Here is an 11,696-nt window from a genome sequence, read left to right as displayed (position 1 = left end):
TAAATTACGCTTTGTTCGAGGAACCGAACTCGCGGATTTTACCCATAACGGTTTGTTTGATCGCTTCGCGGCCTGGAGCCAGGAATTTACGCGGATCGTATACATCGGAGTCTTTCGTCAAGATCTCGCGAGCAACTTTCGTGAACGCGATTTGGTTCTCTGTGTTCACGTTGATTTTTGCAGTACCCAGGGATACGGCACGTTTGATGTGCTCAGTAGGGATACCAGTACCGCCATGCAATACGAGTGGAAGCTTGATAGTTTGGCAGATCTCTTCCATTTCTTTGAAGCCCAGTTTAGGCTCGCCTTTGTAAGGGCCATGAACGGAACCGAGGGCTGGAGCCAGGCAGTCGATACCTGTACGTTGTACCAGCTCTTGGCACTCTTTAGGATCAGCGTAGATTACGCCTTCAGCAACAACGTCGTCTTCTTGGCCGCCAACTGTACCCAGTTCAGCCTCAACGGAAACGCCGCGCTCGTGAGCGTAAGCAACAACTTCGCTAGTGATGCGAACGTTGTCTTCGAACGGATCATGGGAAGCGTCAATCATAACGGAAGTGAAGCCAGCGTCGATCGCTGCTTTACATTTTTCAAAGCTGGAGCCATGGTCCAGGTGGATGGCAACCGGAACCGTGATTTTCATTTCTTCGATCAAAGCCGTTACGATGTTCGTAACCACTTTGAAGCCGCCCATATAACGAGCTGCGCCTTCAGATACGCCCAAGATTACCGGGGATTGCTCTGTTTGAGCAGCGTCAAGGATTGCTTGCGTCCATTCCAGGTTATTGATGTTGAATTGACCAACAGCGTAACCGCCTTGCAAAGCTTTGTTCAGCATGTCTTTCATTGATTCCAATGCCATTGTTAAATCCTCCTCAGATAAATGACTAGACCTTTCAATCATACCCAATTCAACTGCTGTTATGCGGTTCCAACCGGCAGATCTATCGGCCCGAACGGAATGGGCGTATGTACTCGTTCACGTTCTCTTTAAGTCAATATGTTATCACAAAATTCGGCATAAGACTACCTATTGGAGGTCAAGCCCCTTTTGCGAAAGGCAAACCAAATTAATTTAAAGATTGTAAGCGCTATAATAGAAGCGATAAAAATGAGCAGCAGCCAGCACGACGCCGCAAGCCAAGGAGAGCCTTGGAAAGGGCCGTGGCAAACGACAAAATGCGTGTCCTCATAGCCAAAATCTTCGGAATGGCGATCCGTACGAAGCAGCCCCCGCACAACATTAATGTTCGTTAAAATGAAGAGCACCGAAACAAAAGACAAGCTCATGAAAACAAGCTGCCGTTCCCACGCCACCGGCAGCTTGTCTATTAGATCTTCACCGGAATAAGCTGCTCTTCCTTCGACTTCTTCCTCGTCGCGACAAAGTACAGCCCTGTCAGGATGATGAAGATCACGACGTAGATAACGAGATGCCCGATCTGCGCCCACATATGGCCGAAGTCGCCGCTCGAGATGACATCCCTGTAGCCGCGAATGCTATAAGTCATCGGAAGCCACGGATTCATCGCCTGCGCCCAGCCCGGAAGAAGCTCATACGGGAACGTGCCGGCGCTCGATACAAGCTGGAAGATCATGAGCAGCAGCACGACAAACCGGCCGGGATTATCAAGCCAGGTGACAAAGGCCTGGACGACAAACATAAACGCAAAGCCGGTCATCATGGTATACAGATAGAACAGCGGCACATTTTGCACCTTTAGCCCGAGCACATACAGAACCACCGTGCTAAGAATAAGGGACTGAGCCAGACTCATAAGCCCGAAGGTGAGCAGCTTGCTCAGGAACAAAGGCAGCCCGTCCGCTCCTTGCGCCGACGACGATTGCCTTGCCGAGAACATCGTCGTGAAGACGAGAGAACCGGCGAATAAGGCCATCGACAGAAAATAGGGCGCGATTCCGTTCGCATACAGCCGTACCTTCCGGTCGTCGTTGGCCACTATGGTTACCGGTTCGGCGATCATCTGGATCGTCTTCTCATCGGCCTTAAGACTAGCCGTCTGCTCGGCGGCATCCGCCAGGCTGTCAGCTAGCTGCTGGGAGCCGGATGCCAGCTTGCCAGCCCCCTCTCTAAGCTCCCCTGCCCCGGCGGCCAGCTGGGAAGCACCACTTGCGAGGGCTGCGCCGCCCGATTCGAACTGGGCGATACCGCCCTTCAGCTTCCCGGCGCCTTGCGCCAGCTGCGAAGCGCCTTCCCCAAGCTGCTTGCTGCCCGATACCAAAGCCGGGAACTTCGAGAACACCTGAGTGATGCCGTCATGGAGCTGATTCTGCGCCGTTGCCAGCTGCGAGGCGCTCTGCAGCAGCTTGCTCTGACCGGCGCTAAGCTGCTTGCCGCCGGCCAGCAGCTTCTGCTGCCCGGCATTTAAGGTGCGGCTGCCCGCGAGCAGCTGCTGCTGGCCTTTGCTCAGCTCCTTCGCACCGCTTGCCACTGCCTGGCTTGCCGCAAGCAGCTTCTGCACAGCCGGATCGGAGGCCAGCTCGGCATTGCCGTCCGCCAGCTGCTGCAAGCCCGCGGCTACCTGGGCACTCCCGTCAGCCAGCGTGTCGCTGGCTGACGAAGAGGCTGTCAGCCCCGTCTCCAGCTGCTTGCTGCCCGCCGCCGTCTGCTGCATGCCTGCATACAGCTCATCCGCGCCGTTCTTGGCGGACTGGATGCCCGTCTTCAGCTGCGTTGAACCGTCCGCCAGCTTGTCTGCCCCTTCCTGCAGCTGCGTCGAAGCTGCGCCTAACTGCGAAGCGCCGCTAGATAAGGTGCCTGCGCTGCTGCTCAGCTTCGTCAGCCCCGCATTCAGCTGCGCCGCGCCTTCCTCCAGCTGGCCGATACTGGAGTGAAGCTTGGCCGCGCCGCTGGACAATTCCTGAAGCTTGGTGTTCAGTGTCCCTGCCCCATCCTCCAGCTGCACCGCGCCGCTATGCAGATCGGACGCCCCTGCAGCCAGCCGGGAAAGACCGCTCGATAGGGTAGAGAATTGAGACAGCATGCTGCGCGAATACGCCTCCGTCAGATTTTGCGACAGCTTGTTTCGCAGCTCCTTTGTCGCATTTTCGCTGATCTGCCCGGAAATAAAGTTATAAAAGCTGTTCGATTCAAAGATAATATCCGCCTTCTGCGGTGTTTCGCTCGTTAAAGATGCCGCATGCTCGGAGAACTCCTCCGGAATGGTAATCGTAGCGTAATACCGGTTGCTGACCATCCCCTCTTTGGCTGCATTCTCATTCACGAATTGCCAATCGAAGGTCTCGTTTTCCTTCAACTCATTCACGAAATCCTCGCCCACGTTCATGGATTTCCCTTGATACTCCGCGCCTTTATCCAGATTGACGACGGCAACGGGCAGGTCCTGAAGCTGGCCGTACGGATCCCAATTCCCCTTGATCAGGAATCCGCCGTACAGCATGGGTACAAGGGAAACGCCAAGAAACGTAATGATAAGCATCCTATTTTTCAGAAAATAGCCTACGTCCTTCTTAAACACGCGAAACGGATTAGCCACCTATGATCCATCCTTTATCTGTCATTCATCGTCCCCCTATTGTTTCCTTGGCCTCCCACTTCCATTCGACAGCTATTGCATTTGGGATCTCGTACAATTTCATAGAGGACCCACATTTTGAAGGGATGTGATGCGGATGAGCCGATGGAAACCTTTGTTACCGCTGTTAATCGGATGTTCTCTTCTGACCTTTGCGGTTACAGGCTATGCGGCTACCAGAGCGGCATATGAAGAAGCAGACCAGTCCTGGGCCGCCCCGGCGTTAAAGGAATGGCTCGATCTCGGATGGCTGCAGGGCTATCTCGATGGCACGATTAAACCGGAACAATCCGTAACGCGGGCAGAGATGATATCCCTGCTTAACAGAGCTTTCGTCCTGACGGATACCGCCCCTCTCTCCTTTCAAGATGTAACGGCGGCAGACTGGTTCTATACCGACATCTCCAAAGCCGTAAAAGCAGGCTACATAGCCGGCGGGGAAGGCAGCATCAAGCCCGGGCAGATCCTAACCCGGGAGGAAGCCGCACTCCTCCTTGCATCCGTTGTTCATCTGGAGCTTCCGAGAGAGAAGAAGCCTCCGTTCAAGGATAAGGAATCCATTCTCGAAGCAAACAGGGGAGCCATCGCGACTTTAGCGGAAAAAGGGATTATTAAGGGCTACCCGGACGGCACTTTCCGTCCCAACGAGCCGGTTACTCGTGCAAGCGCTGTCGTAATGATCGATACGCTGCTGAAGTCGGGGATCGTGAACCGCAGCTACGCGGCACCTGGCACCTATGGCCTGGAATCCGCCGTGGAAACGGTATACGGAAGCGTCACGTTAACAGCCCCCGATATAACCTTGCGGGATATGCATATCAAAGGGAATCTGGTTATCGAAGGCGGAAGCGGAGACTATCGTCTTCTCCATGTCGTTGTGGAGGGACATACCATCATTCGGGGCAAAGGCTCGCCAGCGCTTCATTTGACCGATGCCTCGCTGCATGAGGTGGTTGCTCAGCCGGAGGAACATACCTTCGTGACGACGGAAGGCGATACTGCGATTACGCAGCTGACGGCAGACACCCCGCTAACCTTGAGCTTAAGCGATGATACAGCCGTAGAGCTGTTGGTGCTGAATGCGCGGGCGGATGTAAACGGCGGAGGCACAATTGGGCATGCCACGCTTAATGAGGGTGCGGAGTGGTCGACTTTTGAGGAGCAGCCTGATGTCATCGACGGTCCTTACAAAAGCGCTTGGATTCGAACGTAACCCGTCAAAAGTAAAGCCATGACCTCCCGGCGGAGAGTCATGGCTTTCTCATTATCTTATTTTTCTTCTCCTGCGGTGGTACACAAACCACCCCATAGCCACAAGTCCAAGCGCCAGCAGCACGCCAAGCAGAATAATATATAACAGATGGACCATATCTTCACTCATTTGGGCAACCTCCTTACTCCAGCTCTTACCCAAATAGGATGAATCTACGGCGCCAAATTATGCAGACGCATTTCTGCTTTGGTCGTGCCATCCTTACTTTTTCAGCTCGGCCTTAAAAGCTTTCACCAAATCATCCGCGCTTTCCGAGATGACAAAGAGGACGTAATTGCCCTCTACAGAGAACGCCGCGTGACGATGGAAATGTTCGCCGAAGGTGTAAAGCGCTTTATTATCGGGCTGGCCAAGAAGGTGCTGCTGGCCAATAATATCGGGCTGCTCTGGCATTCGATATAAGATAAGGTTCTTCCCTCTGCGCGGCGACAGCCAGTAAAGCAGGAATACGACAGGCAGAAAAACAAAAACAGGAATAACAGGCTGCTAAATACCATAACCGGTTACTTTGCCTCGTACATGCCGCTCCGGGCTGTTCAGAATCAGCGGTTTTTTCACAAGCAGCACACTCCTTGATGTCAGGTAATAAGTTCGATTTTACTGACGTTAAATATGACAAGAAGGTTACATGGACCCTTAAATTAACAAAAAAAGAGCATCCTCCAATTCCAATTGAGGATGCTCTTTCTCGAAACTCATTCTATTGTCTAATCGTTTTAAGTGCTCCGCTCCAAGCGAGAACCTGATCGAGCATGCCGTTTACATTGGTCAGATGCAGATCAGCCGGCTTGAATACCGAGCCGTTCTCAAAGTCAGTGAAGAGCGACAGCGCCGGATGAACGCGTACGTCCGCCACCGACAGCTCGCCCAAGATACCGCGAAGATGCTCTGCTGCGCGGGCGCCGCCCACCGAGCCGTAGCTCACGATGCCGGCTGCTTTGTTGTTCCATGCATCACGCGCGAAATCGAGCGCATTCTTCAAGGAAGCCGTGATGCTGTGGTTGTATTCCGCTACGATAAACACAAAACCGTCCAGGCTCGCCAGCTTCGAATTCCAAGCTCCTGCTTGCTCCGATGCATCCACTTCGCCAAACATCGGCAGCTTGTAGTCTGCAACATCTACAATCTCGTAGTTCGCATCGCCGCGTTTATCGGCAACGCCTTTAACCCACTCGCCTACTTGCGGACATACGCGGCCTTGGCGCGTGCTTCCCAGAATGATGCCAATATTCAAGTTCGACATGAATTTTCCCTCTTTCTTGGTTTGAAGTTTAACGATTGAACACTCAATCACTTGCTCTATCGTTTCCATATCATTCCTTCTCTATGCAGGGGCTGAAATCCTTTCCAGACTCTGCCTTAAATTCTCGTAAAGTTTGGCCGAAGCCGGAGAAAGCGGCCCCGTGCGGCTAAGCAGTCCCATCAGCATATCGATGGATACGCCTTGAAGCTCCTTTGTTATCGTGCCGGCAGGCATGGGATCCAGGACCGTCTGCGGCACAAGGGCGATGCCAAAACCGCTCGCCACATAATGCCTTAGCGCCGTCATGCTGCCAATCTCCATCGCCTGGATCGAGACTGTTCCGTTATCCTTCAGGACCCTCTCCAGCTTCTTGCGGTAAGGACAAGCGGATGCCGTAATAAGCAGTCTGTGCCCTTCCAGCTCCGCAAGACCGATTCCCCCGTCTCCCGCCGCGAGCGGATGATCCTCTGGCAGCAGCATGACAAACTTCTCTTGGAACAAGGGCTGAAAATAGAGTTCTTCTCCGGCTTCCGGCGCGGAGCATAAGGCAAAGTCCAGCTCCCCCTGTTTCAGGCTGCTCGCCAGAGCAGGCGTACTGGCGATATCAAGGGACACCTCTATTTGGGGATATTTCTTCATAAAAGCCATCAGCAGCCGCGGCAGCCGCGAGCTTGCGGACGGCTCGGTTACGCCAAGCCGCACCTTTCCGGCTTCACCGTTTTTCATCTCCAGCAAATGACTCTGCAGCCGCTCCATCCGGTTCACGAGATCCAGACTCTGCTCGTAGAACAGCCGTCCCGCTTCCGTCAGCCGTACCTTCTTCCCCCGCTCGAGCAGCTGTACCCCCAGATCCGCCTCCAGCCTCTGAATCTGCATCGTCACCGTCGACTGCGCATAGCTGAGCTCTTCCGCCGCCTGATTAAAGCTGCCATGCCGCACGATTGCTTGCAGCGTCTTCAATGTCTTCAGATCCATCCGTTATCTTCTCCCTATCGATTATGAGTTCAATATAATTGAATAATTCATTCATTTTATTCAATTATACAAATAGATATACGGCCTCTACAATGGATGTAAAGCGGCATCAAAAGGAGGAAAACAGATGGATCTTCAGCATAAAATAGCGCTGGTAACCGGAGGCGGAACAGGAATTGGCCGGGCAGTCTGCCTGGCATTAGCCGGCAAAGGAGCTTCCGTTGCCGTCAACTACTCCCGCTCCAGACAGGAAGCCGAGGAGACGGTCCGGCTCATTCAGGGCCTTGGCGGACAAGCGATCGCGGTGCAGGCGGATGTCTCGAAGGATCAGGAGGTTAGAGAAATGGCGGACCGGATTGCCAATCATTTCGGCACAATAGATCTGCTCGTGAATAATGCCAGCATCACCCGCCATATTCCGTTCCCTGACCTGGAAGCGGCTACGGAAGAGGTATGGGATGACTTATTCAATGTCAATGTAAAGGGCATGTTCTACTGTGCCCGTGCTGCAGCTCCGTATATGAACAAGCAGGGACAAGGAGCCATCGTCAACGTCGGCAGCATTGCCGGCACAACCGGCTTAGGCTCGTCCCTGCCCTATGCCGTATCCAAAGCCGCTGTCCATGGCCTCACAAAGTCACTTGCCCGCGCTTTGGCTCCCGTTATCCGAGTGAACTGCGTCGTGCCAGGAGCCGTGGCGACCAGATGGTGGGCTGGCCGAGAAGAGCAGATGAAGCAGCTTGCCCCTCATCTGCTCCTCCAGCAGCTATCCACGCCCGAAGATATTGCGCAGCTCATCTGCGCCGCGCTCGAGCAAGAAGCGATGACCGGCCAAATCATTACCGTCGACAGCGGCCAAACGCTGTAAGCCTACTTCACGATCTCCTTGTACTTCCCCGTGCTAGTGATTTTCACATTGACCTGCACACGGCCAAGGGACTGCTTAGTCAAGAAGAAGAAGCCTCCCTTGGTCAGCTTGTGAAAGGTATCGGGATGCTTCCGGTATAACGCTTCTTCGAGCTGAAAGGGATCGCAATGCTTCACCAGACCAACCAGGAAAGTTTCTCTAATCTCCTGTTCGATAGCCTGCTCCGCCTTCTTCTCCATATTCGGAATATGGGTATTAAAGGACTCTCTGACCGTTCCTTTTGCCGTGACCTTAAGGTCAAACACGGCATCTCCGTTACTCTGCACCTTGGGGATTACCCTCATTGTAGGATGAGAGAACTGGATAGCTCCCTTATTCCCGTCCTCCAAAGGTACCTGAAGCAGCGTCTTAACGATTTTTTCCGTAGCCCACCGAAGCCCCTTCAGCTCCTCTACGGACATCCAGTTCACTAACTTGCCTTTATCGAAAAAGAAAGCCCCGTCCATTTGGAACATCCCTCGCTTGGCCTTATCCTCCAGCCAGGTCTCCTTATTAATCGTAATGGACGGCATATAGAAGGAATTGCCCGGTTCATTCATGTTCGCAATGAGCCGGTTGCCGTAGGAGGAGATAACATAGGGACTTTGGCTGCGATTCTGTACGCTCGTATACATAATGGTATCCAGAGGAGACAGGTTGAATATAGATCTTTGGGTCAAAATATCCTCCAGTTTTTCCTTGGTCCCGAATACAAGCACGTTATACCGTACTTCATAATGGCGGTTTAACGTTCCATAAGTTTCTTTACCGCCCCGCCTCAACATATTTTCGCTAAGTACAACGGTCTTCAGATGTCCCCAGAATAGGGGGAACTGTGAGGTTGCATTCGTATCCCCAAGCGCGAGAGCAAGCGTATCCCCGTGTCCCGTACCGATCCAGATCGGTACCTTCTTGCCCAGCTGCGTGTTTTCGGATCTTGCGATATTCGAGAAATTAAGCACTTGAACATAGGTCTTGTATTCGCCATTCTCGTAATCAATGCCAAGCGCCGTTACATAGGCCAGATTTTGAATATCCCTGGAATTCGCGCAGCTTGCAAGAAATCCTAGAGAGAGCAAGCAAACAAGCATTTTCCCAATAAGCAGACGCATTACACCGAGCTCCTTTACCGATCATCATCCTGCCCCTGAAGACTGGCCGGACGCCGTTTCATCAAGAACCAAGGAAGCCTGAGAAACGAGGACACTACATCCCTTAGCTTAAGCGGCGACAACGGAGAGAGATAATTCACCCCGAAGGACTGCTGGTTGCCCATAAGCGCAATAAAAATAATAACCCCGAGAATAACCCCGTACATGCCGAGGAAGGAAGACAGCACGAAGAAAAACAGCCGGATAATGCTGACGACCGTGCTTAACGATTGATTAACCAGCGTTACGCCCGAGACCGCCGTAATCGCGCCGATTACGACAACTGATGGCGACACCAACCCTGCCCGGATTGCGGCATCGCCGATAATAAGACCGCCAATCGAAGTTAAGGTCTGGCCGATAGACGTCGGCAGCCGGACACCCGCCTCCCGGAAAATCTCCATCAGCATGAGCAGAATAAACATCTCCATCTGAGCGGAGAACGGAAGCCCCAGACGGGAAACCGATATCGTCGCCATAATTCGAAACGGCAGCTGATCCTGATGGAAGGCCATGAATGCCACCCAAATACCGGGCAGGAATACGGTAATAAACAAACTAAACAGCCGGATCAACCTCGCAAAGGTGATATAGGTGTAGTTAAAGTGGATGTCCTCCGGCGATTTCAACAGCAGGCTTAACCCGGCTGGCCCTACAATGACTAGCGGATTGCCGTCTATTACAATCAGGAATCTGCCGGAGAGCAGGGAGTTTACACAATAATCGGGTCTGCCCGTATAATCCAGCAGCGGGAGAATCTTATATCTGGAGCCGGTTAAGCATTCCTCCAGCTGGTTAATGCTGTAGATTCCGTCGGTATCTATCGAGCTTAGGCTCTTCTGTACCGCGCTTAATATTTTGGGACTGATGATATCTTCGAAATATAGCAGCGACAGCTTCGTCCTCGTGCGCCTGCCAAGCGTATACTCCTGCACATGAAGCGAGTGGCTGCGGAGCCGCTTGCGGATAAGCGCCACGCTGGTGGCCATATCCTCGTTAAAGCCGTCCTTTGGCCCCTTGATGGAAATTTCCGTGCTCGATTCCGTCGGCATCCGTTGCGGGCGGTTACTGATCTCCATTCGGTAATAACGCTTCTCCTGCACGAAAAGGAGGAACAGCCCGCCCTCAAAGATCGTCTCGTCGATTTCCTCGGCGGTCGGAGCTGCCTTGTAAGAGAACAGCGACAGTCTGGACGCCAGCAGATTCAACTCTTCGCTCGTTACTCTACCGGCTCTCTCGTAATATTCGGCAAGGACGGGAAGAGCAAACTCGTGAATTTGTCCCGTATCGCAAAGGGCGCTGGCATATACCAGTACGACGGAAGCTATGCCTCTTGTTCCGAACCGGCAGGGCTTGACGCATACATCAGCCGATCCCTGATAGAGCTGCTTCAGACTTTCTTCGGTCCAGCTTATGCTGACTGCGGGTGCTGTCATTGATGCTCATCCTTCCGGTATGGTTTGGCAAACAGAGTAATGACCATCCATATCAATGTCACGATTAGCAGGATGCCAAGCGAGGCGGGTATAAACACGCTAGACATCCACTGGTAATAGGAATAATCGTTCGTGCGCATGATGCCAATAAAGATGTAGCTTGCCATAATAACGGCTGTTGCCCATTTGCGGGCACGCCCGCTTAGCTTCAGAACGTCGGTCAAGAGATACACCGCAATGCAAATCCGGATACAAGCGCCAGACATCCATTGAAAGATCGAGAAAAAGTCGACATGCTCGATATATTCCCCCACCTTCACCAGGCGCCACTGCTCATAAGGAGAAGTCATCTGATTGGCTGCCTCCCTTGGCCCGAATTCGGTGATGGCCCCGATAATTGGCCCCAGCATAATGCCGATAATGAACAGGCTGAAGCCGAAAATCTGCCACAACTTAATCTTTTGGCTGAGCCTGTGCTGCAGAAGCAGGAGAAAGACAATCTCGATATAGCCGCCAGATGTATATAGGATGCCGTGAGTAACAGGCGACCACCCGTGCTCTAGAATCGGAGTCAGCAGCTTGTAGTCCTTTTCCGAATGGTTAAAAACGCTGACAAACACGCCCAGCACGCAGACAATGGGAAACAGGATTCCCGAAGTAACGGCAATGACGCGGAGCCCCCATACCGTAATTAACACACAGATAATGACCAACGTCAGAACAAGCACCAGCGCCGGGGAAGCCGGCAAATAATTGGTTGTGTTCCATTTCACCGTATGGAGGACGGTTGTAGCCCCGATCAGATATAAAATGACGCACACAGGCACGATCAGAATCCACGACACAAAGGGATGGGTCTTATCCGAAATCCACTTCTGCCATTTCTGCTGGCCGGACTTCTTCATCATCCATGCAAGCAGCAAGCACCAAACAACGAATACAGGTCCCGTTACCAGAACGGTCAACCAGGCATCACGCCCGGAGGCACCCAGCAGCATCGGATTGATAATGACATGATCGATAAGACCGTTCGTCAAAGCAAATATCATAAGCAATTGGACGATATTGATTTTACTTGCCGTTCCGCTCATAAGCTGATCATCCCGTTCCGACATTCCCTTTTTAAGGGAAAAAGATATGTTATACATTCCCTC

The 11,696-nt window shown here is 52.6% G+C and carries 10 protein-coding genes; 3 read left to right on the top strand and 7 right to left on the bottom strand.

Annotation, left to right across the window (positions count from 1 at the left end):
- Positions 1–4 precede the first annotated feature (4 nt).
- Together M3194_RS10755 and M3194_RS10750 are read right to left on the bottom strand one after the other, a co-directional pair.
- A complete protein-coding gene (locus M3194_RS10755) occupies positions 5–862 on the bottom strand; it encodes a class II fructose-bisphosphate aldolase (RefSeq protein ID WP_251653431.1) in 858 nt (285 codons plus the stop codon).
- 469 nt (positions 863–1,331) lie between these two features.
- Positions 1,332–3,518 (bottom strand): YhgE/Pip family protein, encoded by a 2,187-nt coding sequence (locus M3194_RS10750; RefSeq protein ID WP_251653430.1) that lies wholly within the window; start codon positions 3,516–3,518, stop codon positions 1,332–1,334.
- Positions 3,519–3,654: 136 nt separating this feature from the next.
- Here M3194_RS10750 and M3194_RS10745 point away from each other — a divergent pair, with 136 nt between their 5' ends.
- Both M3194_RS10745 and M3194_RS10740 read left to right on the top strand, forming a co-directional pair.
- Positions 3,655–4,770 (top strand): S-layer homology domain-containing protein, encoded by a 1,116-nt coding sequence (locus tag M3194_RS10745; RefSeq protein WP_251653429.1) that lies wholly within the window; start codon positions 3,655–3,657, stop codon positions 4,768–4,770.
- Positions 4,771–5,016: 246 nt separating this feature from the next.
- Positions 5,017–5,232 (top strand): hypothetical protein, encoded by a 216-nt coding sequence (locus M3194_RS10740; protein WP_251654263.1) that lies wholly within the window; start codon positions 5,017–5,019, stop codon positions 5,230–5,232.
- A gap of 298 nt (positions 5,233–5,530) precedes the next feature.
- On the opposite strand, the gene M3194_RS10735 is transcribed toward M3194_RS10740, so the two are convergent.
- Positions 5,531–6,073, bottom strand: coding sequence for an NADPH-dependent FMN reductase (locus M3194_RS10735; protein ID WP_251653428.1), 543 nt, complete (start codon positions 6,071–6,073; stop codon positions 5,531–5,533).
- Between the two features lie 81 nt (positions 6,074–6,154).
- A complete protein-coding gene (locus M3194_RS10730; protein WP_251653427.1) occupies positions 6,155–7,048 on the bottom strand; it encodes a LysR family transcriptional regulator in 894 nt (297 codons plus the stop codon).
- A 127-nt stretch (positions 7,049–7,175) separates the two neighbouring features.
- On the opposite strand from M3194_RS10730, the gene M3194_RS10725 reads away from it, so the two are divergent.
- Positions 7,176–7,916, top strand: coding sequence for an SDR family NAD(P)-dependent oxidoreductase (locus M3194_RS10725; protein WP_251653426.1), 741 nt, complete (start codon positions 7,176–7,178; stop codon positions 7,914–7,916).
- Between the two features lie 2 nt (positions 7,917–7,918).
- Here M3194_RS10725 and M3194_RS10720 read toward each other — a convergent pair whose 3' ends face one another.
- The 3 genes from M3194_RS10720 to M3194_RS10710 are packed head-to-tail and all read right to left on the bottom strand — an operon-like array spanning position 7,919 to position 11,633.
- Positions 7,919–9,067, bottom strand: a complete 1,149-nt coding sequence (locus M3194_RS10720; RefSeq protein WP_251653425.1) for a Ger(x)C family spore germination protein — start codon at positions 9,065–9,067, stop codon at positions 7,919–7,921.
- A gap of 14 nt (positions 9,068–9,081) precedes the next feature.
- Positions 9,082–10,542: a spore germination protein gene (locus tag M3194_RS10715; RefSeq protein WP_251653424.1), complete on the bottom strand. Its 1,461-nt coding sequence runs from the start codon at positions 10,540–10,542 to the stop codon at positions 9,082–9,084.
- Positions 10,539–11,633 (bottom strand): endospore germination permease, encoded by a 1,095-nt coding sequence (locus M3194_RS10710; RefSeq protein WP_251653423.1) that lies wholly within the window; start codon positions 11,631–11,633, stop codon positions 10,539–10,541. Before M3194_RS10710 ends, M3194_RS10715 begins: the two co-directional genes overlap by 4 nt.
- Positions 11,634–11,696: the final 63 nt, after the last annotated feature.

Origin of the sequence: Paenibacillus glycanilyticus (assembly GCF_023715145.1) — a bacterium.
GTDB lineage: Bacteria > Bacillota > Bacilli > Paenibacillales > Paenibacillaceae > Pristimantibacillus > Pristimantibacillus glycanilyticus_A.
The sequence above is the reverse complement of the archived record's forward strand: the minus strand, read 5'-3'. Positions and strand labels throughout refer to the sequence as shown.

Bases quoted from the DNA above. Each gene is read 5' to 3' on its own strand.
- M3194_RS10755 (WP_251653431.1), bottom strand. From the start codon at position 862: ATGGCATTGGAATCAATGAAAGACATGCTGAACAAAGCTTTGCAAGGC.
- M3194_RS10745 (WP_251653429.1), top strand. From the start codon at position 3,655: ATGAGCCGATGGAAACCTTTGTTACCGCTGTTAATCGGATGTTCTCTT.
- M3194_RS10735 (WP_251653428.1), bottom strand. From the start codon at position 6,073: ATGTCGAACTTGAATATTGGCATCATTCTGGGAAGCACGCGCCAAGGC.
- M3194_RS10730 (WP_251653427.1), bottom strand. From the start codon at position 7,048: ATGGATCTGAAGACATTGAAGACGCTGCAAGCAATCGTGCGGCATGGC.
- M3194_RS10725 (WP_251653426.1), top strand. From the start codon at position 7,176: ATGGATCTTCAGCATAAAATAGCGCTGGTAACCGGAGGCGGAACAGGA.
- M3194_RS10720 (WP_251653425.1), bottom strand. From the start codon at position 9,067: ATGCGTCTGCTTATTGGGAAAATGCTTGTTTGCTTGCTCTCTCTAGGA.
- M3194_RS10715 (WP_251653424.1), bottom strand. From the start codon at position 10,542: ATGACAGCACCCGCAGTCAGCATAAGCTGGACCGAAGAAAGTCTGAAG.
- M3194_RS10710 (WP_251653423.1), bottom strand. From the start codon at position 11,633: ATGAGCGGAACGGCAAGTAAAATCAATATCGTCCAATTGCTTATGATA.